This is a genomic window from Thalassobaculum sp., from assembly GCF_040219215.1.
In the GTDB taxonomy this organism is placed as follows: domain Bacteria; phylum Pseudomonadota; class Alphaproteobacteria; order Thalassobaculales; family Thalassobaculaceae; genus Thalassobaculum_A.
Genome location: NZ_JAVJSX010000044.1, coordinates 51,126 through 76,530, shown reverse-complemented (window position 1 = coordinate 76,530; position 25,405 = coordinate 51,126). Strand labels below are relative to the sequence as shown.

The window sequence follows — 25,405 nt, the reverse complement described above, 5'->3', positions numbered from 1 at the left end:
TGGTAGCGTCGCGTCTCTTTTGAGCGCGGAACACAGAATGTCGCTGAGTGCCTCCATTCCCTTCGACGATCCCGACGGCCTCCTGTCCGAGTACCGGACGGTCGAAGGAATCTACGACGAACTCGTGGGCGCCGATGGGCGGAACCGGGGCTACTGGCAGGCTTTCATCGACGGCATGCAGGCCCTGCCCCCGGACGAGGTCGCTCAGCATTCGGAAACCGCCCTGCGGCTGATCCGCCAGCACGGGGTCACCTACAACGTCTATGGCGACCCCAAGGGCGAACAGCGTCCGTGGGAGCTCGACACGCTGCCGCTGGTCATCCCCGAGCACGAGTGGTTGCTGCTGGAACGCGGCCTTAAGCAGCGCGCGACGCTGATGAACGCGATCCTGGCCGACATTTACGGCCCGCAGACGCTTATCAAGGACGGCGTCCTGCCGGCTGCGCTGGTCTACGCCAACCCGAATTTTCACCTGCCCTGCCACGGCATCGTCCCACCCTACGAGACCTTCCTGCAGATCTACGCCGCCGACCTCGCGCGGGCGCCCGACGGCCGATGGTGGGTGTTCAACGACCGCACCCAGGCACCGTCGGGCGCAGGCTATGCGCTGGAGAACCGGGTTATCACGGCCCAGTGCCTGAGCGACCTGTTCCGCGACGGCCAGGTGCACCGGCTCGCCCACTTTTTCCAGGCGCTGCGGGAGAACCTTCGGGCCCTGTCCGGCAAGGACGACCCGCGCATCGTCCTGCTGACCCCCGGCCCGCTGAACGAAACCTATTTCGAGCACGCGTTCCTCGCCCGCTATCTCGGATACCCGCTGGTCGAGGGGCCGGACCTGACGGTGCGCGACAATAGGGTCTACCTGAAGACCGTAGGCGGTCTGCAGCCGGTCGACGTCATCCTGCGTCGGGTTGACACCGAATGGTGCGATCCGCTGGAGCTGCGGCCGGACTCGGCGCTGGGGATCGCCGGGCTCGTCGAAGCCGCGCGCGCCGGCAATGTCACGATCGCCAACGCGCTGGGTTCTGGTCTGGTGGAATGCACTGCGCTCATGGGCTTCCTGCCCGGCCTGTGCACCCACCTCCTGGGCGAGGAACTGATCCTGCCGCACATCGCCACCTGGTGGTGCGGCCAGGAAAGCGCGCGGGAGTACGTCATCGCCAACCTGGACAGCATGGTGGTGGCGCGGACCTTCCGAACCCCGACCCTGGTATCCGCCGACGCCGGCCAAGTGCTGGGCTCGGAGTTGTCGGCGGTCGATCGGGAAGTCTTGATCGCGCGGATTCGCCAGCGCGGCTACGAGTATGTCGGCCAGGAGCCGATCACGCTTTCCACGGCGCCAGCCTGGGACGAAGGCCGTCTGGTGGCCCGGCCGATGGCATTGCGGATGTACGCCACCGCGCTCGCCGACGACTACGTGGTCATGCCGGGCGGCCTGACCCGGATCTCGGAGAACAACTCAACGCGCGCCATGTCGATGCAGCGCGGCTCCGGCTCCAAGGACACCTGGGTGCTGTCATCGGCTCCGGTCGACAGCTTCAGCCTGCTTCGTCACGAGGAATCGTCGCCGGTCCTCCGCCGCGCCGGCGACGACCTGCCGAGCCGGGCGGCCGACAACATGTACTGGCTCGGCCGCTATGCCGAGCGTACCGAGAACGCCATGCGGCTGCTGCGCAGTCTGCTGACCCGCCTGGCCGAAGATCCCGTCCACGATGCCAACGCCAACCTCGCGGTGCAGAAGCTGCTGTACATGCTTGCCCATCCCGGCGACGTGTACGGGCTGATGCGCCGGCGCGGCCGGACCCTGTCGGCCGCGCGGATCGAGCAGCGCATCCAGGCCTATCTGTTCGATCCGGCCGAGCCGAACGGCATTCCGCAGCTCATTCACACCGTGAACCGGGCAGCCGCCCTGACCCGGGACCGGCTGTCCCTGGACGCCTGGCGCACCCTGGACCAGTTGCACCAGGACGCCCTGCGGCAGCGCCCGCGGGTCTGGCTCGACATCGGCGACGCGTCAGCGGTACTGAACGACATGCTGCGCACCATGTCGGCCTTCTCCGGCCTCGGCATGGAGAACACCACCCGCACCCAGGGCTGGCGGTTCCTCGATATGGGTCGGCGCATTGAGCGGGCGACCACCATGGCCGGCCTGCTCCGTGGGCTGCTGTCGACCGGCGACCCCGAACGGCAGGGATTCCTCGACCGGCTCCTGGAGCTGGCCGACAGCTTCATGACCTACCGCGCGCGCTATGTCAGCGCGCCGCGCCTGGTTCCCGTGCTTGACCTTCTGCTGGTCGACGAAAGCAACCCGCGTTCGGTCGCCTTCCAGCTCGACGCGCTGGAACAGCACGCCGCGCGCCTGCCGCGGTTCAACGATGCGCTCGACCGGTCGCCGGAGCAGCGGCAGATTCTGTCCTGTCAGGCAGCAATCCGCCTGGCCAACGTCCGGGCGCTGGCGCACGCCGATCCCAAAGGTCGCCGCGCCGAACTGGACACCCTGCTGGCCCGCGTCACGTCCGCCCTTAACGATCTGTCGGAAACCATCGGGCGGCATTATTTCAGCCACGCCGACCTTGGCCGACACACGGAGGCTGCCTCGCTCCGGCGGTTCTTCGAGCCGTGATCCGCTACGACGTCCGCCACCGGACGGACTTCCTGTATTCCACGCCGGTCTCGATCTCGCACCACCTGCTCCACCTGACGCCACGTCCGACCGAGAACCAGCGCACTGAGGTATGGCGGGTCGCCCTCTCGCCGGCGCCGGCGGTGCGACGGACCGAAGTCGATTTCTTCGGGAATCCGGTTGAGCATCTGACGCTCCAGGACGAGCATTCGAAGCTGGTGATCCGGGCGCGCGGCACCCTGGTGGTCGAGGAACCGGCGGCGGTCGTTCCATCGGCGACACCGCCGTGGGAGCAGGCCCGCGTGAACGGCTCGATCGCCAAGGATCCGGAGGTCCTGGCGGCCCAGCCCTTCGCATACGACTCGCCGATGACCCGAGCCGGCGAATCGGTTTGGGCCTGGGCGCAGGAATCGTTTGCGCCCGGCCGGCCGATCCTGGAAGCCGCGCTGGAACTGAACCATCGCATCCATACCGGGTTCGAGTACGATCCCGCCGCCACCACCGTGTCGACGCCGGTCGCAGAGGTGTTCCGCATCCGCCGCGGCGTGTGTCAGGACTTCGCGCACCTGATGCTGGCCGGGCTGCGCGGCATCGGCTTGCCGGCGCGCTATGTCAGCGGCTACCTGCTGACCTATCCGCCACCCGGCGGCACGAAGCTCCAGGGCTCGGACGCCAGCCACGCCTGGGTCTCGGTACGGGTGCCCGGTCATGGCTGGGTCGACCTGGACCCGACCAACGACAAGATGACCACCACCGAACACGTGACCCTGGCCTGGGGCCGTGACTACGGCGATGTCAGTCCGGTAAAGGGGGCGATCGTTGGGGGCGGCGAGCATGAGGTGAAGGTCTCGGTCGACGTGGTTCCGATCGCCGATCCGGCCAACTGAACCCACATCCAGGACAGTCGAGCCGCTCAGGAGACCGTGCAGCCCTCGTGGGCCAGCAGCCAGCGCTTGCGCTCGATGCCACCGCCGTAGCCGGTGAGCGAACCGTTGGTACCGATCACCCGGTGGCAGGGGATTGCGACGCTGATCGGGTTGGAGCCGTTGGCGTGACCGGCGGCGCGAACTGCCGTCGGCCGGCCGATCCGGGTTGCCAAGGTCCGGTAGGAGATCGTCTCGCCGCACGGAACCCGCCGCAGTTCCTCCCACACAGAGCGTTGAAACGCCGTTCCGCCGGTGGTCACAGGTAACGGATCGATCGCCCGGAGGTCGCCGGCGAAGTAGGCCTGGAACGCCTTGGTCAGTCCGCCCGGGTTCTTCACTGGCGCGAAGCGGGCCTCATGCCCGGCATACTGTTGCCGCAGCAGCTGGCGCATTCGATCCTCGTAGTCACTCCAATCGACTGCGCGCAGATGCCCTGCTTCATCGGCGACCACCACCAGTTCGCCGATCGGCGTTGCCAGACGGTCGACGAGGAGATCGAGTGGTACCGCCACGATGCGACCCGACTGCTATTTGTAGAAGGTGGCCTTCGCCTTCGACGACGGCGTCACCCGGTCGACGCAGCCGGTCAGGTCGCCGGTGGTATCGGCACACGCCGTCACATCGTTCAGCAGCACCGAGCCGATCTTGTCGCAGCTCACGCCGGCGACGTCGAACAGCTTGACCGAGGTCTTGCCGGCGCGCAGCGGGGCGGCGTCGATCGCCAGCCATTTCTGGATGACCCCGCCGGTGTCGAACACCAGCAGTTCCATCTTGAATTCCTTGAACTCGGTTGCGCCGGCCGGACGAACCACGAAATACGCCCGGCAGCTGCCTTCGAGCGGTTCGAGCTTGTTCAACTCGATCGAGATTGCCGGCTTGTCCTGCGCGATTGCACCAGACGCCATTCCCGCCGTAAGCCCCATCGCCAGTCCTGCAGCGACGACCCCGCTCGCCAAACGACGCATGCCCGTCCTCCGTTTCGGTTTCCTGCAACCTGTTCCAAATACCCGCGATATGTGACCGTCACAAGGCAACGGCGCGCAAGCCCCACGGTTGCCGGCCCGCCAAGCTTGACACGCCTGCTGACGAAACCGATAAGCGACAGGTCGACGGTTCCCCAATCAGGGGATTCAAAGGGAACGTGGAGCGCGCGTCCGAAGAGGCGCGCGAAGCCACGGCTGCCCCCGCAACTGTAAGCGGCGAGCGACGGGTGACAAAGCCACTGTTCCGAATCGGATTCGGGACGGGAAGGCAGCCCGGAGCCGAGACCCGCGAGCCAGGAGACCTGCCGTCGACCGTCGCCCGTTTCGACCCGGGGTGAGGTCGGAGCGCGGGGTTTCCCCGGCGACGCCACGCGTGCACAAGGGCCGCTCCCCCGAGTCGCCCGATGGAGGCCAGCATGGCGCAGAAGATTCCCGCCACCGTCGTTACCGGCTTTTTGGGAGCCGGCAAGACCAGCCTGATCCGCCACATGATCGAGAACGCCAACGGCCGTCGGCTGGCGTTCATCATCAATGAATTCGGCGACCTCGGCGTTGACCGCGAACTGATCACCGGATGCGGCATCGAGGGCTGCGAGGACGACGACGTCGTCGAACTGACCAACGGCTGTATCTGCTGCACCGTCGCCGACGACTTCCTGCCGACCATCGCCGCCCTGCTCGACCGGGCGAACCCGCCGGACCACATCGTGATCGAGACCTCGGGCCTCGCCCTGCCGAAACCGTTGATCAAGGCGTTCGGCTGGCCGGAGGTGCGCACCCGCGCCACGGTCGATGGGGTAATCGCGGTGGTCGACGTCGCGGCCGTCGCTGCCGGGCTGTTCGCCACCGACCCCGCCGCGGTCGACGCGCAGCGTGCAGCCGACCCGAATCTGGACCACGAGAGTCCGCTGGAAGAGCTGTTCGAGGAACAGCTCGGCAGCGCCGACGTGGTGGTGCTGAACAAGACCGATCTGGTCGACGAATCCACGTTGGCGCGGGTGAAGGCCGAGATGGCGCCGCATCTGCGCCCGGCGGTGCGGATCGTCACCTCGGTCAGCGGCGCGCTCGACCCCGCGGTGCTGCTCGGCCTCGACCTCGCCGCCGAGGACGATCTCGACACCCGGCCGTCGCATCACGACGACGGCCACGAGCATGACCACGACGACTTCGCCAGCATCGTTGTCGACCTTGGCGAGATTGCCGACCCGGCGGCCCTGGAGGCTCGGATCAAGCAGGTCGCGACCCGCCACGACATCCTGCGGGTCAAGGGCTTCGTCGCGGTTCCGGACAAGGCGATGCGTCTGATCGTCCAGGGTGTGGGCGACCGGGTGCAGCGGTACTTCGACCGTCCGTGGGAAGCGGGCGAGGCTCGGACCTCGCGCCTGGTGGTGATCGGCCAGACCGGTTTCGACGCCGAGGCGGTGACGGCCGAACTGCGCGCCTGATGCACCTGCTCGCCACCCGGTCGGGCGCCGTCGACGACGGATCGGAGGCGGTCGACCTCGGCCAGACCTCTGGCGAGGTGGTGGTCCTATCGGCCGCCGACACCGACCTCGCCGGACTGGCGACGGCGCGTGCTCGACGGCCGGCGGATGCAACCAGCTTGCGGCTGGCCAACATCATGCGGTTGCAGCACCACCTGTCGGTCGACCTGTACGCCGAACAGATCGTCGGTCAGGCCCGGCTGGTGGTGGTCCGGCTGATCGGCGGCGTGGCCTACTGGCCCTACGGCATCGAGCAGACCACGGCGGCGTGCCGCGAGAACGGCGTCGCCCTGGCCTGCGTGCCCGGCGACGACACCCCGGACGCCGATCTTATGGGTCGCTCGACCCTGCCGGCCGAAGCGGTGCACCGGATCTGGCGCTACCTGCAGGAGGGCGGGCCTGAGAACGCCGGCCAGTTGCTGGCCTTTGCCGACACCTGCATCGGCCGGGATGCGGAGTGGCGCGAGCCGGCGCCGATCCCCCGGGCCGGGCTGTATTGGCCAGACCTGGACCGGCCGGACCTCGGTGCAATCCGTTCCCGCTGGCCGTCGGCCAACGCCCCGGCGGTGCCGTTGGTGTTCTATCGCGCCCTGGTTCAGGCCGGACAGCTTGCGCCGGTCGACGCCATGATCGAGGCACTGGCGGCGCGCGGCCTGGGTGCGGTGCCGATCTACGCCCAGAGCCTTAAGGAGCCGACCTCCGCCGCCCTGGTCGCCGACACTCTCGCCGACTGCCCGCCCGCCGTGGTGCTGAACGCCACCAGTTTCGCGGTCTCGCAGCCCGGCAAGGCGGTGGATGGGCCGTTCAGCGCCAGCGACCGGCCGGTGCTGCAGGTCGTGTTTTCCAGCGGCGCCCACGACGCCTGGGCCGACGGAACCCGCGGCCTCGGGCCGCGCGACATCGCCATGCATGTGGCCCTGCCGGAGATCGACGGCCGCCTGTTGACCCGTGCGGTGTCGTTCAAGGGCGACGGGCGGTGGGACGAGGCGACCGAATGCCCGATCGTCGCCCCCGAGCCGGTGGCCGACCGGGTCGACCACGTCGCCGATCTGGCCGCCGCCTGGTCCCGCCTTGCCGCCACCCCGCCGGCCGATCGGCGGATCGCCCTGGTGCTGGCCAACTACCCGACCAAGGACGGCCGGCTCGGCAACGGCGTCGGCCTGGACACACCGGCGGCAACCGTTGCGATCCTGCGGGCGCTCAAGGAAGCCGGGTACACGGTGGACGGCGTTCCGGCCGATGGCGATGCCCTGATGGACCGACTGTCGGCTGGTCCGACCAACGCGCTCGTCGGCCGTGCCGGCAAGGTTGGCGGGGTCGACCTGCCGCTGGCCGACTACGCCCGCTTCCTTGATGCGGTTCCGGAGGCGGCCCGCTCGATCGTGATCGACCGCTGGGGCGCACCCGAGACCGACCCCTACGTCGAAGGTGACCGGTTCCGCATCGCGGTCCACCGGCTCGGCAACGTCGCGGTCGCGATCCAGCCGGCGCGCGGGTACCACATCGACCCGAAGGCCAGCTACCACGACCCCGACCTGCCGCCGCCGCACGGCTACCTGGCGTTCCATGCCTGGCTGCGCAACGCGTTCGACGCCCACGCCGTGGTGTTCGTCGGCAAGCACGGCAATCTGGAATGGCTGCCCGGCAAGGCGCTGGCGCTGTCCGCGAGTTGCTTCCCGGAGGTCGCACTCGGCCCCCTGCCCGTCCTGTATCCGTTCATCGTCAACGATCCCGGAGAAGGCAGCCAGGCCAAGCGCCGGATCGCCGCCACGGTGATCGACCATCTGACCCCGCCGCTGACCCGCGCCGAACTGCACGGCCCGCTGCAGGAGTTGGAGGCGCTGGTCGACGAATACTTCCAGGCCATGGGCGTCGATCCGCGCCGCCTGCCACTGCTGTCGGAACGGATTCTCGACGCCGCCCGGCGCACCGGCCTGGACAAGGACGTCGGCATCGACCCGGACGAGGCAGAGGAGGTCGCGCTTGGCAAGCTCGACAACCATCTGTGCGAGTTGAAGGAACTGCAGATCCGCGACGGCCTGCACATCTTCGGCACCGCGCCGGAGGGCCGCCTGATGACCGACCTGCTGGTAGCGCTCGCCCGGGTACCACGCGGCCGAGGCGAAGGCGCAGACGCCTCGCTGCAGCGCGCGCTGGCCGCCGACCTGGGCCTCGACGGATTCGACCCGCTCGATCCTGCCGCGGCGAACGCCTGGAACGGTGCGCGCCCCGCGGCGTTGGCCGGGATCGATGCTGCCCCCTGGCGCACCGAAGGTGACACGGTGGAGCGGCTGGAGATCCTCAGCAGCCGGCTGGTGTCCGGCAACACCCCCTGCCCCGGCGATTGGCCGCGCACCACGGCCGTGCTCGCCAAGGTCGAAACCCGGTTGCGCCCGGCGGTCCTGCAATCCGGGCCCGACGAGATCGCCAACCTGCTGCGCGGACTCGACGGCCGGTTCGTGCCGCCGGGGCCGTCCGGTGCACCGAGCCGCGGCCGACCGGACGTGCTGCCGACGGGGCGCAACTTCTACTCGGTCGACACCCGCGCGGTGCCGACGGCGGCGGCCTGGACGCTGGGCCTGAAATCCGCTGGGCTGGTGCTCGACCGCTACCGCCAGGAGAACGGCGAATGGCCGAAGCGGCTGGCGGTGTCGGCCTGGGGCACCGCCAACATGCGGACCGGCGGCGACGACATCGCGCAGATCCTGGCGTTCCTCGGCGTGCGGCCGCAATGGGAGGCGGTCTCCGGCCGGGTCACCGGGTTCGAGATCCTGCCGCTCTCCGTGCTGGACCGGCCGCGGGTCGACGTGACGGTGCGGATCTCCGGCTTCTTCCGGGATGCGTTCCCGCACCAGGTCGACCTGATCGACAGCGCGGTGCGCGCCGTTGCGGAACTGGACGAACCGGCCGCGCTGAACCCGATCGCCGCCCGGGTCTCCGACGACGCCAAGCGCATGGAAGCCGCCGGCATCGAACCGGCCGTCGCCCGATCGCGCGCCGCCTTCCGGGTGTTCGGTTCCAAGCCCGGCGCCTACGGCGCGGGTCTGCAGGCGCTGATCGACGAACGGATCTGGCAGGACGAGGCCGACCTCGCCGAGGCCTACCTGGAATGGGGCGCCTACGCCTATGGCAAGGGTGCCGAGGGCGCCTCTGAACCGGACCTGTTCCGCGCCCGGCTCGCCGGGGCCGAACTGGTGGTACACAACCAGGACAACCGCGAGCACGACCTTCTGGACAGCGACGACTACTACCAGTTCGAGGGCGGCATCACCGCCGCCGTCCGTCACCTCTCCGGCGTCCAGCCGACCGTGTTCCACACCGATTCGAGCCGACCCGAGAGCCCGAAGGTCCGCACCCTGGCCGAGGAGATCGCCCGCATCGTGCGCGGCCGCGCCGCCAACCCGAAGTGGATCGCCGGCGTGATGCGCCACGGCTACAAGGGCGCCTTCGAGATCGCCGCCACCGTCGACTACCTGTTCGCTTTCGCCGCCACCGCGCGCTGCGTCGACGACCACCATTTCGAGCAGCTGTTCGATGCCTACCTGGAGAACGACGCGGTTCGGGAGTTCCTGGAGGACAAGAACCCGGCGGCGCTGAAGGAGATCGCCGAACGGTTCCAGGAGGCCATCGACCGCGACCTCTGGCACCCCCGGCGCAACGCAGTGCAGGATAGGTTGGCGGCCATCACGAAGGGACACCCGCAATGACCGACACAAGCTCCGACATCGACCCCGAGGTCGCCGCCCGGCACGCCGAGAAGATGGCGAAAAAGCGCGCCGCCCGGAACAAGATCATGGCCACCAAGGACAAGACCGGCGGCCTGCTGATCGTCCACACCGGCAAGGGCAAGGGCAAGTCGACCGCCGCCTTCGGCATGGTCTGCCGGGCCATCGGTCACGGCATGAAGGTCGGCGTCGTCCAGTTCGTGAAGGGCAAGTGGGAAACCGGCGAGCGCAAGGTGCTGGACGCGTTCCCGGACCTGGTGTCGATCCGCACCATGGGCGAAGGCTTTACCTGGGACACGCAGAGCCTGGAGCGCGACGTCGCCGCCGCCCGCGCCGCCTGGGAGGCTGCCAAGCAGTTGATGGCCGACCCGGAGATCAAGATGGTGCTGATGGACGAGTTGAACATCGTCCTGCGGTACGACTACTTGCCGATCGCCGAGGTGGTCGGGACCCTGAAGGCCAAGCGTCCCGACCTGCATGTCATCGTCACCGGCCGCAACGCCAAGGACGAGTTGGTCGAGGCCGCCGACCTGGTCACCGACATGACCATGGTCAAGCACCCGTTCCGCAGCGGATTCCAGGCCCAGGCCGGCATCGAGTTCTGAGCGAACCCCGGTGTTCGGCACCGGCGATTCGACCCGCCACCACCGTGCCGAGCGTCTCGCCCGCGGTAGCGCACCATGCCGAACGGCATCGGAAATACCCCGCTCGCCAGCGTGGGTTAGCTGTGGATAACTCGGCAAACGCCCGACACAGCGCGCGGATCGCTGGACCGGCACCGGCAGTTAGGGGATATTTGATGTAGAATCGAGTGTGCTTGGCATGACTTGTGGGGCAAGGGGAGACGGCATGTCGAGTAATCCAGCATGACGGGCGACAGCAAGCGGCTGAGTTCGGTCGACCGGCGCAGCATGAAGATCCTGGCCAGCAGCACCAAGGCTTCCGGCCCGAACAACGCCCGCATCGCCGAGCGCCTGGAAAAGGCCGCGGGAACCGGCGACCCGTCCGACTACCGCCAGGCCGAACGATCGTTCGACTCGTTGCCGGCGATCGAGCGCCGCCGTATCGGCACCCATGCCGAAAAGCAGGCGGAGAAGCACGTGGCAAGCGGATTCAGGGGCAGCATCTCGCCGCCTGAGCCGACCGCCCCGACGAAGCCAAAGGTCGACGACACGCTGGAGTGGCAGCCGTTGATCCGCGACCACAGCCCGGCGACCGATCCTGCCGCCGTGCCACCAGTTCCCAAGCCGCGCGGCACCGCGGGCCCAGCCGAAGCATCGCCGCCGAAGGCCGGTAAGACAGGACCGGGCACCCCGCCGCCGGCGCCGTCCAAGAAGCCGGGATCCGGCGCGCGCACGGCCTATGCCGGCAAGGCGAAGGCCACCGACAAGAGTTGGGACTGGCAGAAGATCCCCGAAGACCCCGTCAATCGGTCAAGCCGCAAGAAGCCCGCCGACGAAGACCCGTTCGATGCGCTCCGCCGTGAGATGATGGGCGACAAGAACAAATCGGGCTGAGGCCGCTACCGTTCGATACCCAGCAGTTGCGGCGCAATTCTCCGCTGGATCGCCGGTATCGGCACCACATGGCGCATCACCAGATTGCGTGCCGACTGCGCGATGCCGGGCTTCAGGCGCGCCACCCGGAACATCCGGTCTGTGATGGCGAGGATGCGGGCACCGATCGCGTGCCGTTCAGCCGTGTAGCCGTCCAGCGTGCCTGCCGCGTGGCGCGACGCGAACGCGCAGGCGTCCCAGATCCCGAGATTCATGCCGCGTCCGCCGGCCGGCGAGTGGACATGCGCCGCATCGCCGGCCAGGAAGCAGCGGCCGTCCTGATACCGTTCCGCCTGGCGCAGCGCCACGTGGAAAGTCGACTGCCAGTGGGTCTCGCGCACGACCGAACCCGATGGCAGCAACGCCAGAGCGTTGTCGGTCTGCGAGATGGCGCGGATCCGGTCGGGCGCGATCGGCACGGTGAACAGCAGCGCGCCGTTGGCATGCAGGAACAGGTTGACCTCTCGGTAGCCGTAGGGCCAGTCGAGGGTGACGTCCGCCAGGCTCCAGGTCTCTTCGTAGCGTGCGCCGGTAAACGGGATGCCCAACCCCTGTCGGATCGCGCTGCGCGGCCCGTCGGCGCCCAGCACCCGACCGGCGATGGCTTCCCCCTCACCGCTTGGACCACGCAGGCTGACGGTCACGGAGTCGGCGTGCCGCGAGAACGCGACCATCTCGGTCTCGCGTTCGACCGTGACCCCTCGTTCGGCCAGGGCCGCTTCCAGAATGCCCTCGGTCGCGCTCTGCGGCAGCGCCAGGATGAAGTTGAATCGGTGATCGGCCCGGTCGAGGTTGAGCGTCACCAGCGGCTTGCCGTCGAAATGCAGGTTCGCGCGGGCGATCCTGATCCCGGCGGCCAGCAGGCGCTCGGTCAGGCCGCTGGGCTCCAGCAGTTCCAGGGTCTGGCTGTTGATCCCGACCGCCTTCGACAGCTTGGTGCGGGCCCCTTCGCGATCGACGATCCGCACTGAGGCGCCGCGGCGGTGCAGTTCGATCGCCCCCGCCATTCCGACGGGTCCGGCACCCACGATCAGCACGTCCGTCATGCCCATGGCCGCCCCCTGCCGCCCCCCGTCCAGAAACGGGCCTGACGAACGGCGCTGTGAGTGTCACTCTATCGGCTGACGAAGCTTAGCCGCTTCACGCATGGTTGAGGAGATCCGGTTTGCGGTACCGACCGAAGCGTCATGGGCTCAGTCCGACGATCGTCGGGGTCGCTGCCGTCGCCGTCACAGCCCTGTCCGCCCCGGCATCGGCCCAGGATCCGGCACCGGCCCCGCTCCGGGCGGAAGAACCGGCCGTGCTGGAACGCTCGCTCTACAAGATGCTGGTGTTCGAAGCCGGCACGAACGCCTTGGATCTGGCGCTGTTCGCCAGCGTGCTCGGCGGTCACCTGTATGTCGGCCCGACATTCCTCGCCGTGAATGCCACTGCAGCGGCTGCCATGTACTACGGGCATGAGGTGGTCTGGGGCTACCTCGGACCGCCAACCGAAGAGTATGACGCCCGCACCAACATCCTGAAGGGCACCACATTTCGCCTGGCAAGCTCGACACGCGCCTTCGCCGTCGGTTACGGTTTTACAGGTGACCCGATCGCGGCCGCCGGCTTCACGATCTTCAGCGCAGTGGGTGAAACCGTCATGTACGTTGCCAACGAATACGGCTGGGCGTTCTACGACCAGCTCCGCCAGCGCTCGGCGGCCGCCGCCGTCAAAAAGACCGCCGTGGTACCGGCGACCTTCTCGGCGGTCCCGACATGGTAACGGCGCCGGTCCGACGGATCCTGACGACCCACGCCGGCAGCCTACCCCGTCCGCAGCGGCTGGTGCAGTTGTACGCCCACCGCGTCAATGGCGAGCCGGTCGACGAGGCCCGGATCGCCGCCGAGGGCGAGGCGGCGACGCGTGACGTTGTCGCCCGGCAACACGAGGCCGGCATCGACATACCGAGCGACGGCGAACAGGTCCGCGAGGCTTTCTTCCTGTACGTCCAGCGCCGGATGTCGGGTTTCGGCAGCAAGTGGACCCGCACCGGATCCCGGGAGTTCGACAACTACCCGGAGTTCGCCGAGGCCCGGCGCCAGACCCTGGCGACCAAGACCGCCGTCTCGAACTTCACCCCGCCGATGGCAATCGGCCCGATCGTCTACGAGGACAGGGCCGCCAACGAAGCGGAGATCACCGGGTTCAAGAGTGCATTGGCCGAAGTCGGCGGTGGCTTCGCCGACGCGTTCATGACCGCTCCCTCGCCCGGCATCGTCGCCACCGCCATGAAGAACCAGTACTACCCCGACGATCAGGCCTATCTGGACGCGGTCGCCGAGGCGCTGAAGGTCGAGTACGAAGCGGCGATCCGGCACGGCCTGATCCTGCAGATCGACGCACCCGATCTCGCCCTGGAACGGCACCTGACCTACGCCGATCGACCGGTCTCGGATTTCGTGGCGTTCGTCGAACGGGTGGTCGCGACCATCAACAAGGCAATCGCCGGTTTGCCGCGCGAGCGGGTTCGCCTGCACGTCTGCTGGGGCAACTACGAGGCACCGCACGATCAGGACGTGGCGTTGCGCGACATCCTGCCGGCGATCCGGGAGGCCAACGTCAGCGCCATCATGATGCCTTTCGCAAACGCCAGACATCAACATGAAATCAAGGTATTCCGGGATATACCTCTCGCAAAGCATCAATCCCTGATCGTCGGATGCATCGACACCACCTCGTCATTCGTCGAGCATCCGGAGGTGGTTGCCGACCGGCTGGAACGGGCCGCCGAGATGATCGGCGATCCGGCCCGCATCATGGCGAGCACCGACTGCGGCTTCGACACGTCGGCCGGCATGGGCCGGCTCACCTCAGACGTGGTCTGGGCCAAGCTGCGCAGCCTGCGCGAGGGCGCGGACCTCGCCGGTTCTCGGCTGTTCTGACGATCAGTAGCTCCTCGGCAGGCCGAGCACGCGCTCGGCGATGAAGCACTTGATCAGTTCCGGCGACACCGGGGCGATCCGGGTGATCAGGACCTCGCGCAGCAGCCGCTCGACCCCGTACTCCGCCGCGTAGCCCATGCCGCCCAGGGTCATGACCGCCCGCTCACAGGCCCGGAACGCCGCCTCGGCGGCCAGGTACTTGGCTGAGTTGGCCTCGGCCCCACACGGCTGGCCGGCGTCGTACAGCGCGGCCGCCCGCAACACCATCAGCCACGCAGCCTCCAGTTCCATCCAGTTCTCAGCCAACGGATGCTGGATGCCCTGGTTCTGGCCGATCGGCCGACCGAATACCACCCGTTCCTTGGCGTAGGTCACGGCCCGCGCCAGCGCCTGGCGGCCGACGCCGATGGCCTCGGCGGCGATCAGGATGCGCTCCGGGTTCAGTCCGTGCAGCAGGCAGCGGAAACCCTGCCCCTCTTCGCCGATCCGGTCGGCGACCGGCACTTCCAGCCCGTCGATGAACAGCATGTTGGAATCGACCGCATGGCGGCCCATCTTGTGGATCGCCCGGACCTCGACCTTGGAGCGATCGAGCGGCGCGTAGAACAGGGTCAGCCCGTCGGTCGGCTTTGGCGTCGCCTCGAGCGGCGATGTCCGGGCAATGATCAGAACCCGGTCCGCTTCCTGGGCGGTCGACGTCCAGATCTTGCGCCCGGTGATCCGGTAGATGTCGCCGTCGCGCACCGCCGTGGTCTTCAGGCGCCCGGTGTCCAGCCCGGCATCCGGCTCGGTCACCCCGAAACAGGCGCGCTCAGTACCGGCAATCAGCGGCGGCAGAAAACGCTGCTGCTGGTCCTCGGTGCCGAACACCACAACCGGGTGCAGGCCGAAGATGTTGATGTGGATCGATGACGCCGCCGCCATCGCGCCGGCAGAGTTCGCCAGCCGCTCCATCATCAGCGCGGCCTCGGTCAGGCCGAGGCCGGCGCCGCCGACGCTCTCCGGCATGGCGATGCCGAGCCAACCGCCCTCGGCAATCGCCCGGGTATACTCGTGCGGAAATCTCGCGGTCTCGTCGGCCTTGCGCCAGTAGTCGTCGTCGAACCGATCAGCAATTTTTCCAACAGCTTCGACCAAAGAGTTCTGATCTTCGGTGAGCAGCGATACACCGGTCATCGGATGGGCAACCTCACAAATCGGGGCGGCGGTCGAACCATGGACGCGCCTGTTCAAGCTGTCCGGCGAGCCGCAGCAGCAGATCCTCCCGACCATACGCCGCACCGACGTGGATGCCGACCGGCAAGTTGTCGGACGTCCAATGCAACGGCACCGACATCGCCGGGCAGCCGGTCATGTTGAAATGGTGGGTAACCGGCATTTCGGCCTGGCAGCGATGGCCGAACTCCTCGCCGCCGGTCTCGTCCGCCAGCATTGTACCGAGTGCAAACGGCGGGCGCCGCATGGTGGTTGATACCAGCACGTCGTAGGCCTCGAAGAACTGCCCGAACACCCGTCCGGCCCGGTGGAACGTCGTCACCGACGCCGCGTACTCGGTCGCAGTCAGAGTGCGGCCCGCCTCGGCGATCTCCCGGGTCGAGCGCTGGTAGCCGGCACCGTCCGGTGCCCGGCCCAGTTCCGCGCTACGGAATGCCAGCGTGTTCCATGAGTTGGTCGCGACAATCACCATGATCGCCCGGTTCAGGGCGGCCGCGTCGATCGCCGGTCGGGCTTCGGTGACGACGTGGCCAAGGCTCTCAAGCAGCCGGCCCGTCTCCTCCACCGCCCGGCGGTTTTCCGGATCGAGCGGCAGGCCGTCCAGCCCATCCAGATGCAATGCCACCCGCAACCGGCCCGGATCGGCACCGACCTCCTGCAGATACGGACGCAACGGTGCCGGTGCCGCGTAGGGATCGCCCGGGGCAGGCCCGGCCGTCGCGTCCAGCATGGCGGCGCTGTCCCGAACACTGCGGCTCACCACATGCCCGGTGGCCAAGCCGCCCCAGCCCTCGCCGACGAATGGTCCCATCGGCATGCGGCCGCGGCTGGGTTTCAGGCCGAACAGGCCGCACTGGGCCGCCGGTATGCGGATCGAACCGCCGCCGTCGGAGCCATGCGCCATCGGCACGATGCCGGCTGCGACCGCCGCCGCCGCGCCGCCGGACGAACCGCCGGCCGTGCGCTCCAGGTTCCAGGGATTTCGGGTGGCCCCGGTCGCGACCGACTCGGTGGAGATGCTGACACCCTCTTCCGAGGTCGCGGTCCGCCCGAAGCTCACCAGTCCGGCGGCCCGGCATCGCTCGACATAGGTGAAGTCGACCGGTGCCACGAACCCGTCCCAGAAGTGCGAGCCGTTGCCAGTCGGTACACCGGCCTCCCAGGCGTAGAGATCCTTGAACAGGAACGGAACGCCCGCGAAAGGGCCACTTCCGATTCCACTCGCAATCGCAGCGCGCGCGCGGTCGTCAAGGCGGCGGACAATGGCGTTGACCGACGGGTTCACGGCATCTGCACGGGCGATCGCCGCCTCCAGCACCTCCGTCGCCGAGACCGTGCCGGAACGGATCAACTCGGCGAGACCAAGCGCGTCGTACCGTCCGTAGTCGCCGAAGCCACCCATCGTTCGAAATCCCTCAATGACCCTGGTTCGCGAACCCTAGAGGTCAGGCCGTCGGTCGAACCAGGGCTTGGCTTGCTCAAGTTGCGATGCCAGGCGGATCAGCAGGTCTTCGCGACCAAAGGCCGCGCCGATGTGAATGCCCACCGGCAGGCCCCCGGCCGTCCAATGCAGGGGCACCGACATGGCCGGGCAGCCGGTGGAGTTGAACAGCGGCGTCACCGGCATTTCGCCCATCAGGTCTTGAATGTAGTCGTCAAGGCCCTGTTCATTCTGGCGCAGCGTGCCGAGCTTGACCGGCGGCTCGCGCATGGTGGTGGACAGCATAACGTCGTAGTTCTCGAAGAACTCCGCCAACTGCCGGCCGGCCACGTGGATGGCGGTCAGGGAGGCGGCGTAATCCGAAGCGGTGAAGGTCCGGCCCTCCTGCGCCCACGCCCACGTCGCCTTCTCCAGCCCCTCGCCGTCCGGATCACGGTCGAGGGCGGCGTAGCGCATCGACACGGCGTTCCAGAGATTGCCGGCGATGATCACCCGGAACGCCTTGTTGAGCGCCGCCAGGTCGAACACCGGCATTGCCTCGTCGATCTCGTGCCCAAGCTCGCGCAACGTGTGTGCCGCCTGGTTCGCGGCCGTGGCGTTCTCCGGGTCGAGCGGTCGGCCGTCGAGGCCGGTGGTGTGCAGCGCCACCCGCAAGCGCCCGGGATCGGCGCCGACCTCGTTCAGGAACGGCCGCGCCGGGGGCGGTGCCGCGTATGGATCACCTGGGGCCGGTCCGGAGGTGGCGTCGAGCATCGCCGCACTGTCGCGCACGCTGCGACTGACCACGTGACCGGTCGCAAGGCCCGACCAGCCCTCGCCGATATAGGGGCCGGCCGGGTTGCGGCCGCGCGTCGGCTTCAAGCCGAACAGGCCGCACTGGGCAGCCGGAATGCGGATCGAGCCGCCGCCGTCGGTCGCATGAGCGATCGGCACGATGCCCGCCGCCACCGCCGCCGCCGCCCCGCCCGACGACCCGCCGGCCGAGCGTTCCAGGTCCCACGGATTGCGCGTCGGACCATGGGCGACCGGCTCGGTGGTCCAGGCGATCCCGAGCTCCGGGCTGTTGGTCCGGCCGAAGACCACCAATCCCGCGTCGCGGCAGCGTTCGGTATAGGTGAAGTTGGTCGGCGAGATGTAGTCCTTCCAGAGCCGCGACCCGTTGCTGACGGGCGAGCCCTCGTAGCCCACATAGAGGTCCTTAAGCAGGAACGGCACGCCGGCGAACGGCCCGGTCGGCAGATCGGCTGCCACCCGGCCACGGGCAACCGCGTCCATCCGGTGCACGATGGCGTTGATCGTCGGATTGACCGTGTCGGCCCGCTCGATCGCCGCCTCCAGCACCTCCTCCGGTTTTACCTCGCGCCGGGTGATCAGCTCGGCAAGGCCGAGTCCGTCGTGATCGGCGTATTCGGTGAAGGTGGCCATGACGTCCTCCGGTTACAGGTCGATCTTGTCGGCCAGTGACTCGCCGCTGAAGAAGCGCTTTGCGTTGGCGAACATCTGCTGGAACTTCTGCTGCATGATGTCCCGGGTGCCCGGTGCGTTGTGCGGCGTCAGCACGACGTTACGGAACTCGGCAAACGGCGACGGGCCGACCACCGGCTCGATCTCGAATACGTCGAGACCCGCACCACCGAGTTTGCCGGACTTCAGTCCCTCCAGCAGCGCGGGCTCCGAGACCACCGGCCCCCGTGCGCAGTTGATCAGGATGGCCCCGTCCTTCATCGCGGCGATTTCCTTCTCGCCGATCATGTGATGGGTCAAGTCGGTCAACGGCACGTGCAGGGTGATAAAATCCGACGTGGCGATCAACTCGTCGAACGGCAACCGCTCGACCCGCAGCGCGTGCTCGACCGCCGGGTCCATCTCCAGGATATCGTGATAGGCCAGAACCGACTCGAACGGGATCAGACGCTTGGCCACCTGCTTGCCGATCCGGCCGAGACCGATGATTCCGACGCGGGCTCCGCCAAGGCCACGCGCCTCGGCCCGTACCGTGTTGGAATGCCAGCGGCCGGCGCGAAGCTCTGCGTCCTGCCAGGCCAACCGGCGGCCGGTCGCCAGCATCATCATGATGGCGTGCTCGGCCACCCCTTCAGGCGTACCGCCAGGGGTAATGGCCAACGGGATCTGCCGATCGCGCAACGCCGTGGTCGCGACCGTATCGTGGTACCCGACACCCTGGTGCAGCACCAGCCGCAGCTTCGGCGCCGCCTCAACATGCCAGGGCAACAGAACCTTGGCCCCGACCATCACCACCTCGGCATCGGCCAGCTTGGCGCGGATCTCGGCCTCGTCGTCGCTCTCCAGGTAGACGATCTCATAGCCCTCGGGCCGCTCAGCCTCGATCAGGGCGCGCAGGGGGGCATGGGCGGGAACGAAGTACAGCAATCGGACGGTCATGGTTCTATTCGATCTCGGTGGCGGGAACGCGGCTGATCCTAGAACTGGACCGCGCGGGCCGGAATGCTAAACACCCTTCCACGGGTTTGTCATGCCAAGGGGTTCCAATCGGATGCTTTCGCAGCCGCACGACGACATCGAGACCGAATGGACCGCTCGGCTGCGTGACCTGGTGGCAGAAGACCCGGGCGCCGACAGCGCCCATGACATTCATCACCTGGACCGGGTCTGGGCCAACGCGCGCACGATCATGGCCGCTCCGGAACACCGGGACCGTGTCGACACCCTGGTGGTGCTGGCCGCCGCCTACCTGCACGACTGCGTGGCGGTGCCGAAGAGCTCACCGGACCGGCCGCGCGCCTCCCGGATGGCCGCCGAACGGGCAAGCGGACTGTTGCACAGCATCGGCTTCCCGGAATCAAAGATTCCAGCCGTCGCGCACGCCATCGCCGCCCACAGCTACTCGGCACGGATTCCGACGGAAACGCTTGAGGCCAAGATCCTGCAGGATGCCGACCGGCTCGACGCGGTCGGCGCCATCGGCCTCGCGCGGACCATCGCGGTCGGCGCCGAACTCGGCCGGCCGCTGTTCCACCCGACCGACCCCGCCGCGCGAAGCCGCCCGGTGGACGAGGTCACGTGGTCGGCGGACCATCTGATGGAGAAGATCGTCAAGCTGCCGGCGACCATGAACACTGCCGCCGGCCGGGCGCTGGGCGAACGTCGGATCGCGATCGTGCACGCCTTCCTGGCCGGCCTGGAGGAAGAAACCGGCGCTAGCGGGCTTCCGCAGCCGTGACCGGGGCGACCAGCGGCCGGCAGGTGACGGAGACATCGCCGACCGGAAATGTTCCATAGGCCTGAACCATTGCCCGGCCACCGATGAAGTGACCGAGGAACTGGCAGTCATCAAACGTCCTGGTCACCACCGCTTCCGATCGGTAGGTACACACATCGCCTGCGGACGAGCAGGCTATGACGAGAGCAAGCATCCACATCGCGAAAGCATGAGCGCACGACGTGCGCGCGTCAAGCGCACAACATGCGCTCAAACTACAGCAGGCGGTCCTGCCGAGGGTCCGTCTCGGCGCGTCCGGCAATCCGTGCCAGCACCGAACCATGCTCCTCAAGCGTCCCATCGGCGCGCAGATGCCTGACCGCATGCCCCCGCGCCACCAGCAGCGGGGCCACCAGCCGGGCACGGTGGCACTGCGCCGGATCGGCTTCCGCGCACATCACGGCCACCCGGTACCGATCCGCACCATCCGCCAGACGGTCCAGCGCCTGAGATACCACCTCGTCCGACGGTGCTACTCCGCCGGCGTGCTTGCCACCGAGTGCATCGCCCAGCCAGACATACGCGATGCCGGCCCCGGACAGCGCCAATCGCAACGGTTCGCGGTTGAAATGCTTGAAACGGCGGGAGTACGGCGCCGAGCGGACATCGGCAACCGCCGTCACGCCGGCCGACTGCAGCAGCGCCAGGAACGTCTCAATCGGATGGTTCGAATGCCCGACCGTCCAGATGTCAACCGGTCCGCCCATCTCAGAACGTGAACAGCGATTCGATCTTCCGACGCAGCTGGTTCGGGCTGAACGGCTTGACCACATAGGCGTCGACGCCGTGTTCGCGCGCCGCCACCACGAACTCGCTGGTCGCCTTGCCGGTCAGCATCACGAACTTCATATGCGGAAAGCGTCGGCGCACCGCCTTCAGGAACTCCAGGCCGGACATCCTCGGCATGTTCCAGTCGGACACGATCAGCTGGAACTGGCCCTGCTCGTGCTCCAGCACCGCCAGCGCCTGCTCGCCGTCGCGCACCGCCACGATGTCCGTGATGCCCATGACCTTCAGCGCGCCCTGGGCAAGCTTGGTCGCCATCGGCTCATCCTCGGCGAGCAACACCCTCAGCCCGGCATAGGTCGGCAGCGGCTTCGGCGGCGACGGGCGGTCGGGGTCGATGGTCATTCGGCGGCGGTCCTGAGGGCGTGGGCGCGCAGGGCGGCAAGCCCCTGCTCGACAGCGGTTGGCAGCGACTCGCAGCCCGTCACCGCTTCCTGCATATGCCCCGTGGATGCCGCCTCTTCAACCGCAGATGCCGCCTGCCACGCCGTGCGCAGGCCGATCGATCCGGCTGCGCTCTTCAGACCATGAGCAGCGTCCAACATTTCGCGGATGTCTTCGTTGCCCTGGGCCGCCGCCATCGCTGCCAGCGCCTCACGCGCCGTATCCTCGAAGGCGATCACCAGTTCCTGCACCATCTCGGTGCCGAGTTGCTCGGCCAGGGCATCGTAAATCGCCGGTTCGAACGCCCCGGTGCCAGCTTCCAGCAGCGAGACCGGATCCGGCTCGTCCAATTCTTCCGCCTGCATCCCGGCGTCGGCCACAACCCGCGCCAACGTGCGGAACAGCACACGCGGGTCGATCGGCTTGGCCACTGCGGCGTCCATGCCGGCATCGAGACACGCCTGGACCTCATGCTCCATCGCACCGGCGGTCGCGGCGACGATCGGCACCGATGCCAGCGCTCCGTAGAGCGCCCGGATCGCCCGGGTGGCACCGATGCCGTCCATCTCGGGCATGTGCAGATCCATCAGCACGACATCGACCCCTCCGGCCGCCACCGCGGCGACCGCCTGTGCGCCGTCCGGCACCACCGTGACCCGGTGGCCGCGCTTCTCCAGCAGCCCTCGGGCGACCCGCTGGTTCACGATATTGTCCTCGGCGACCAGCACGTGCAGCGACCGCAGTTCCTGGATCTCGCCATCGGTTTCCGCCGTCGGTTCGGCACCCTCCGGGATCAACAGCCGAACCCGGAACGTCGAGCCCCGACCGGGTGTGCTGTCCACCTCGATACTGCCGCCCATGCGGTCGACGATCCGCTTGGAGATCGACAGCCCAAGACCGGTCCCGCCGTAGCGCCGGGCGATCGAGGCGTCGGCCTGGGCGAACTCCTGGAACAGTCGGGCGCGCGCCGTCTCGTCCATGCCGATGCCGGTGTCGATCACCTCGAGAACCAGAGGCACCGCCGCGTCCTCGAGGCCGGAGCGCATCACTTGCACGGTGACCGACCCGGCGTCGGTGAACTTCACCGCGTTGCCGACAAGGTTCAGCAGCACCTGGCGCAGCCGGCCGGCGTCCCCATGAAGGAATCGCGGCACGTCGTCGGCCACCCGGGCCTGCAACGTCAACCCCTTCTCCGAGGCCCGCCCGATCATCAACGTCACCGTTCCCTCGACCAACCTGCGCACGTCGAAGTCGATCGCCTCCAACTCGAACCGTCCGGCCTCCAGCTTCGACAGGTCGAGGATGTCGTTGAGGATCGTCATCAGCGCTTCGCCGGAGTCCAGCACCACGCCCGCCGTCTCCCGGTCGCGGGCCGCAAGATCGCCGTCCAGCAGCAGCCGGGTCATGCCGATGACGCCGTTCATCGGTGTGCGGATCTCGTGGCTCATCATCGCCAGGAACTCGGACTTTGCGCGGGTCGCTGCTTCCGCCCGCTCCTTGGCATCCCGGACTTCGGCCATGGCGTCCTTGAACACCTCCAGGGCGGAGGCCATAGCACCGACTTCGTCGCGTCGGCCGAGATCGGGAACCGCCACGTCGCGCTCGCCGCCCGCCAGCGCGGTCATCGACCGCTCCATGCGTCCGAGCGGCCGCACGATCGTCTGGATCATCCAGGCCGCCACCGCCAGCGCCGCGACCGCCACCACGCCGACGACCGCCAGGGTAAACGTCTTTGTCTGCTCGATCAGCCGCTCGGCCTCCAGCCAGAACCGGAAGCCGCCGGAGGCCGCCGCCTCGACCAGGATCTCCAAATTCTCCCGAATCCCGACAGCCATGTCCGCACGCGTCGACGAAGCGTCCGGCAAACCCGCCCAGGCACCGACATCGGCAGCGATCGTTCCCGCCAGTCCACGCATCGCATCGGACTGCGACCGTTCGGCCACCACTGCCAGGTCCGAGACCAGCTGTTCGTGCCGCTCGGCCCGCTCCTCGGGAGTGTCGGCGCGCTGCATGACCGCGAAGGCGGTCTGGGCGGATCGAGCGTGGCTGATGGCCTGCAACGGCTGATCGTACAGCCGCTGGGCCAGGTCGGCGAGCGACCAGGTCGCGGTCAGGGCAACCGCCGCCAACGCCGCCGCCGCCACGACGGCGATCAGGAACGCCCCCAGCAGCTTGAACCGGATGGACATGCGCTGTCCCCTGGGCCCGCCGGCTATTCGACCGTGACGACCAGCTTCATCTTCGGATGGATCCGGCAACGAACATCGACGATACCTGCCGTCGCCAGGGTCACGCCGTTGGTCTGGCCGGGCGGCTGGATGCCGAGATTGAAGACGTTGCCGACCGAGTCCGAGTAGACGTTGTGGTCGTAGAAATCCTCGTTGACGAAGGTGACGGTATTGCCGGCCTTGACGGTCAAAACCTTCGGCTCGAATGCTTTGCCGGTCTGCACCACCCGGCTCTCGGCGGCCAGTGCTGCAAGCGAGCCCAGCGCGATCCCGACCGCGACGGACGCCGCGGCGACCCGGAATGACTGCCCCATTGCCTCGTTCCCCGATCGTTTCGACCGGCGGTAGACTACCGCAACGCGCGCCTCAGGTCTCAACCTCGTGGTCGCACACCGCCTTGCCGGGCAGAGGTGTCATCCTGCCAGCTTGGTCTTCAGCAGATCGTTGACCATGCCGGGATTGGCCTTGCCGCCGGACCGCTTCATGGTCTGGCCGACGAAGAACCCGAACAGCTTGTCCTTGCCGGACCGGTACTCGGCGACCTTGTCCTGGTTCTCGGCCAGCACGGCGTCGACGATCGCCTCGATCGCGCCGGTATCGGAGACCTGGCGCAGCCCCTTCTCCTCGACGATCGCGGCGGCATCCTTGCCGGTCTCGAACATCTCGGCGAACACGTCCTTGGCGATCCGCCCGGAGATCGTGCCGTCGCCGATCAGGTCGATCAGCCCGCCCAGCGCGTCGGCGGAGACCGGGCTGTCGGCGAGGTCGAGGCCGGCCTTGTTCAACGCGCCGAACAGTTCGGAGATCGTCCAGTTGGCGGCGATCTTCGGATCGCGCTTGCCGTTGCCGCCCTTGACCACTGCCTCGTACCAGTCGGCGGTCGCGCGCTCCTCGATCAGCGAGGAGGCATCGTAGACCGACAGACCGTACTCGGCGATGAACCGCGCCTTCTTCACATCCGGAAGTTCCGGCAACGCTGCCTTCAGCGCCTCGACGCGCTCGGCATCGAGCTTAAGCGGCAACAGGTCGGGGTCCGGGAAGTAGCGGTAGTCGTGGGCGTCTTCCTTGGAGCGCATCGAGCGGGTCTCACCCCTGTTGGCGTCGAACAGCCGGGTCTCCTGCCGGATGCTGCCGCCTTCCTCCAGGATCTCAACCTGACGGCGCGCCTCGTACTCGATCGCCTGCTGGACGAAGCGGATCGAGTTGACGTTCTTGATCTCGCAGCGCGTACCGTATGCGTCGCCGGGCTTGCGCACCGACACGTTCACGTCGCAGCGCATCGAGCCTTCCTGCATGTTGCCGTCGCAGGTGCCGATGTAGCGCAGGATCGAGCGCAGCTTCTTGATGTAGGCGGCCGTGTCCTCCGGCGAGCGAAGGTCGGGCTTGGAGACGATCTCCATCAGCGCCACGCCCGACCGGTTCAAGTCGATGTAGGACTTCGTCGGATGCTGGTCGTGCAGCGACTTGCCGGCGTCCTGCTCCAGGTGCAGCCGCTCGATGCCGACTTCCTTGGTCTCGCCGTCCGGCAGGTCGAGATGGACCACGCCCTCGCCGACGATCGGCTGCTCGTACTGGCTGATCTGGTAGCCCTGCGGCAGGTCTGCGTAGAAGTAATTCTTGCGGTCGAACACGCTGACCGGATTGATCTTCGCCTCCAGCGCCAGGCCGGTGCGGACCGCCTGGTCGACGCACTCGCGGTTGATCACCGGCAGCATGCCCGGCATGGCGGCATCCACCAGGCTGACCTGGGTGTTGGCATCGGCGCCGAAGGTTGTGGCCGAACCGGAGAACAGCTTGGACTTGGAGATCACCTGGGCGTGGACCTCCAGCCCGATCACCACCTCCCAGGCCCCGGTCTCACCCTGGATGCGATACGGCTCTGACATCG

22 protein-coding genes and 1 riboswitch are annotated in these 25,405 nt (G+C 67.9%); of the genes, 9 read left to right on the top strand and 13 right to left on the bottom strand.

The features are described from left to right. Positions 1-37: 37 nt before the first annotated feature. Positions 38-2,623 carry a circularly permuted type 2 ATP-grasp protein gene (locus RIC54_RS25575; protein ID WP_350093865.1) on the top strand — a complete coding sequence of 862 codons (2,586 nt, stop codon included), beginning with the start codon at positions 38-40 and terminating at the stop codon, positions 2,621-2,623. Continuing rightward, entirely contained in the window at positions 2,620-3,510 is an 891-nt protein-coding gene (locus tag RIC54_RS25570; RefSeq protein ID WP_350093862.1) for a transglutaminase family protein, read from the top strand. Before RIC54_RS25575 ends, RIC54_RS25570 begins: the two co-directional genes overlap by 4 nt. A 26-nt stretch (positions 3,511-3,536) precedes the next feature. Here RIC54_RS25570 and ogt read toward each other — a convergent pair whose 3' ends face one another. Both ogt and RIC54_RS25560 read right to left on the bottom strand, forming a co-directional pair. Next, complete coding sequence (gene ogt / locus RIC54_RS25565) at positions 3,537-4,061, bottom strand: methylated-DNA--[protein]-cysteine S-methyltransferase (protein WP_350093859.1); 525 nt, start codon at positions 4,059-4,061, stop codon at positions 3,537-3,539. 15 nt (positions 4,062-4,076) lie between these two features. Further along, complete coding sequence (locus tag RIC54_RS25560; RefSeq protein ID WP_350093856.1) at positions 4,077-4,514, bottom strand: Tat pathway signal sequence domain protein; 438 nt, start codon at positions 4,512-4,514, stop codon at positions 4,077-4,079. Between the two features lie 128 nt (positions 4,515-4,642). Continuing rightward, positions 4,643-4,856, top strand: a riboswitch (cobalamin riboswitch). Between the two features lie 92 nt (positions 4,857-4,948). Between RIC54_RS25560 and cobW the strand changes: the two genes are divergently transcribed. From cobW to RIC54_RS25540, 4 genes are all read left to right on the top strand, one after another. After that, positions 4,949-5,977 carry a cobalamin biosynthesis protein CobW gene (cobW, locus tag RIC54_RS25555; protein ID WP_350093853.1) on the top strand — a complete coding sequence of 343 codons (1,029 nt, stop codon included), beginning with the start codon at positions 4,949-4,951 and terminating at the stop codon, positions 5,975-5,977. After that, positions 5,977-9,723: a cobaltochelatase subunit CobN gene (cobN, locus tag RIC54_RS25550; protein ID WP_350093850.1), complete on the top strand. Its 3,747-nt coding sequence runs from the start codon at positions 5,977-5,979 to the stop codon at positions 9,721-9,723. The genes cobW and cobN overlap by 1 nt, the downstream gene beginning before the upstream one ends. Then, on the top strand, positions 9,720-10,346 hold the full coding sequence (cobO, locus tag RIC54_RS25545) for a cob(I)yrinic acid a,c-diamide adenosyltransferase (RefSeq protein ID WP_350093847.1): 627 nt from the start codon (positions 9,720-9,722) through the stop codon (positions 10,344-10,346). Before cobN ends, cobO begins: the two co-directional genes overlap by 4 nt. 261 nt (positions 10,347-10,607) lie before the next feature. Further along, positions 10,608-11,258: a hypothetical protein gene (locus RIC54_RS25540; RefSeq protein ID WP_350093844.1), complete on the top strand. Its 651-nt coding sequence runs from the start codon at positions 10,608-10,610 to the stop codon at positions 11,256-11,258. Between the two features lie 5 nt (positions 11,259-11,263). On the opposite strand, the gene RIC54_RS25535 is transcribed toward RIC54_RS25540, so the two are convergent. Continuing rightward, positions 11,264-12,349, bottom strand: a complete 1,086-nt coding sequence (locus RIC54_RS25535) for an FAD-dependent oxidoreductase (RefSeq protein WP_350093841.1) — start codon at positions 12,347-12,349, stop codon at positions 11,264-11,266. A 113-nt stretch (positions 12,350-12,462) separates the two neighbouring features. Here RIC54_RS25535 and RIC54_RS25530 point away from each other — a divergent pair, with 113 nt between their 5' ends. Further along, on the top strand, positions 12,463-13,062 hold the full coding sequence (locus RIC54_RS25530; RefSeq protein WP_350093838.1) for a DUF2061 domain-containing protein: 600 nt from the start codon (positions 12,463-12,465) through the stop codon (positions 13,060-13,062). After that, complete coding sequence (locus tag RIC54_RS25525) at positions 13,056-14,222, top strand: cobalamin-independent methionine synthase II family protein (protein WP_350093835.1); 1,167 nt, start codon at positions 13,056-13,058, stop codon at positions 14,220-14,222. The genes RIC54_RS25530 and RIC54_RS25525 overlap by 7 nt, the downstream gene beginning before the upstream one ends. Before the next feature lie 3 nt (positions 14,223-14,225). On the opposite strand, the gene RIC54_RS25520 is transcribed toward RIC54_RS25525, so the two are convergent. Genes RIC54_RS25520 through RIC54_RS25505 form a run of 4 tightly spaced genes read right to left on the bottom strand, consistent with a single transcriptional unit; the run spans position 14,226 to position 19,281 of the window. Beyond that, positions 14,226-15,398: an acyl-CoA dehydrogenase family protein gene (locus tag RIC54_RS25520; RefSeq protein WP_350093832.1), complete on the bottom strand. Its 1,173-nt coding sequence runs from the start codon at positions 15,396-15,398 to the stop codon at positions 14,226-14,228. Between the two features lie 13 nt (positions 15,399-15,411). Then, positions 15,412-16,839 carry an amidase gene (locus RIC54_RS25515; protein WP_350093829.1) on the bottom strand — a complete coding sequence of 476 codons (1,428 nt, stop codon included), beginning with the start codon at positions 16,837-16,839 and terminating at the stop codon, positions 15,412-15,414. 36 nt (positions 16,840-16,875) lie between these two features. Then, positions 16,876-18,303, bottom strand: coding sequence for an amidase (locus RIC54_RS25510; protein WP_350093826.1), 1,428 nt, complete (start codon positions 18,301-18,303; stop codon positions 16,876-16,878). A 12-nt stretch (positions 18,304-18,315) separates the two neighbouring features. Beyond that, entirely contained in the window at positions 18,316-19,281 is a 966-nt protein-coding gene (locus tag RIC54_RS25505; RefSeq protein WP_350093823.1) for a 2-hydroxyacid dehydrogenase, read from the bottom strand. 112 nt (positions 19,282-19,393) lie between these two features. On the opposite strand from RIC54_RS25505, the gene RIC54_RS25500 reads away from it, so the two are divergent. Then, on the top strand, positions 19,394-20,080 hold the full coding sequence (locus RIC54_RS25500; protein ID WP_350093820.1) for an HD domain-containing protein: 687 nt from the start codon (positions 19,394-19,396) through the stop codon (positions 20,078-20,080). On the opposite strand, the gene RIC54_RS25495 is transcribed toward RIC54_RS25500, so the two are convergent. The 6 genes from RIC54_RS25495 to gatB form a co-directional block, all read right to left on the bottom strand. Next, a complete protein-coding gene (locus RIC54_RS25495) occupies positions 20,058-20,207 on the bottom strand; it encodes a hypothetical protein (protein ID WP_350093817.1) in 150 nt (49 codons plus the stop codon). The genes RIC54_RS25500 and RIC54_RS25495 overlap by 23 nt on opposite strands. A 127-nt stretch (positions 20,208-20,334) precedes the next feature. Beyond that, positions 20,335-20,826, bottom strand: coding sequence for a DUF488 domain-containing protein (locus RIC54_RS25490; protein ID WP_350093814.1), 492 nt, complete (start codon positions 20,824-20,826; stop codon positions 20,335-20,337). A gap of 1 nt (position 20,827) precedes the next feature. Beyond that, the gene (locus tag RIC54_RS25485) at positions 20,828-21,250 is read right to left on the bottom strand and encodes a response regulator (protein ID WP_350093811.1); all 423 of its coding nucleotides are present in this window, start codon (positions 21,248-21,250) and stop codon (positions 20,828-20,830) included. Beyond that, complete coding sequence (locus tag RIC54_RS25480; RefSeq protein ID WP_350093807.1) at positions 21,247-23,478, bottom strand: ATP-binding protein; 2,232 nt, start codon at positions 23,476-23,478, stop codon at positions 21,247-21,249. Before RIC54_RS25480 ends, RIC54_RS25485 begins: the two co-directional genes overlap by 4 nt. 23 nt (positions 23,479-23,501) lie before the next feature. Next, positions 23,502-23,831, bottom strand: a complete 330-nt coding sequence (locus RIC54_RS25475) for a cupredoxin domain-containing protein (protein WP_350093804.1) — start codon at positions 23,829-23,831, stop codon at positions 23,502-23,504. Positions 23,832-23,930: 99 nt separating this feature from the next. Next, positions 23,931-25,403 (bottom strand): Asp-tRNA(Asn)/Glu-tRNA(Gln) amidotransferase subunit GatB, encoded by a 1,473-nt coding sequence (gatB, locus tag RIC54_RS25470; protein WP_350093801.1) that lies wholly within the window; start codon positions 25,401-25,403, stop codon positions 23,931-23,933. Positions 25,404-25,405 lie beyond the last annotated feature (2 nt).

Excerpts from the sequence above, each read along its gene's own strand:
- RIC54_RS25515 (WP_350093829.1), bottom strand. The coding sequence starts at position 16,839 with ATGGGTGGCTTCGGCGACTACGGACGGTACGACGCGCTTGGTCTCGCC.
- RIC54_RS25485 (WP_350093811.1), bottom strand. The coding sequence starts at position 21,250 with ATGACCATCGACCCCGACCGCCCGTCGCCGCCGAAGCCGCTGCCGACC.
- RIC54_RS25525 (WP_350093835.1), top strand. The coding sequence starts at position 13,056 with ATGGTAACGGCGCCGGTCCGACGGATCCTGACGACCCACGCCGGCAGC.
- gatB (WP_350093801.1), bottom strand. The coding sequence starts at position 25,403 with ATGTCAGAGCCGTATCGCATCCAGGGTGAGACCGGGGCCTGGGAGGTG.
- cobW (WP_350093853.1), top strand. The coding sequence starts at position 4,949 with ATGGCGCAGAAGATTCCCGCCACCGTCGTTACCGGCTTTTTGGGAGCC.
- RIC54_RS25560 (WP_350093856.1), bottom strand. The coding sequence starts at position 4,514 with ATGCGTCGTTTGGCGAGCGGGGTCGTCGCTGCAGGACTGGCGATGGGG.
- RIC54_RS25535 (WP_350093841.1), bottom strand. The coding sequence starts at position 12,349 with ATGGGCATGACGGACGTGCTGATCGTGGGTGCCGGACCCGTCGGAATG.
- RIC54_RS25540 (WP_350093844.1), top strand. The coding sequence starts at position 10,608 with ATGACGGGCGACAGCAAGCGGCTGAGTTCGGTCGACCGGCGCAGCATG.
- RIC54_RS25520 (WP_350093832.1), bottom strand. The coding sequence starts at position 15,398 with ATGACCGGTGTATCGCTGCTCACCGAAGATCAGAACTCTTTGGTCGAA.
- RIC54_RS25475 (WP_350093804.1), bottom strand. The coding sequence starts at position 23,831 with ATGGGGCAGTCATTCCGGGTCGCCGCGGCGTCCGTCGCGGTCGGGATC.
- RIC54_RS25490 (WP_350093814.1), bottom strand. The coding sequence starts at position 20,826 with ATGGGCGGACCGGTTGACATCTGGACGGTCGGGCATTCGAACCATCCG.
- RIC54_RS25510 (WP_350093826.1), bottom strand. The coding sequence starts at position 18,303 with ATGGCCACCTTCACCGAATACGCCGATCACGACGGACTCGGCCTTGCC.
- cobN (WP_350093850.1), top strand. The coding sequence starts at position 5,977 with ATGCACCTGCTCGCCACCCGGTCGGGCGCCGTCGACGACGGATCGGAG.
- RIC54_RS25575 (WP_350093865.1), top strand. The coding sequence starts at position 38 with ATGTCGCTGAGTGCCTCCATTCCCTTCGACGATCCCGACGGCCTCCTG.
- RIC54_RS25480 (WP_350093807.1), bottom strand. The coding sequence starts at position 23,478 with ATGTCCATCCGGTTCAAGCTGCTGGGGGCGTTCCTGATCGCCGTCGTG.
- RIC54_RS25500 (WP_350093820.1), top strand. The coding sequence starts at position 19,394 with ATGCTTTCGCAGCCGCACGACGACATCGAGACCGAATGGACCGCTCGG.
- RIC54_RS25505 (WP_350093823.1), bottom strand. The coding sequence starts at position 19,281 with ATGACCGTCCGATTGCTGTACTTCGTTCCCGCCCATGCCCCCCTGCGC.
- cobO (WP_350093847.1), top strand. The coding sequence starts at position 9,720 with ATGACCGACACAAGCTCCGACATCGACCCCGAGGTCGCCGCCCGGCAC.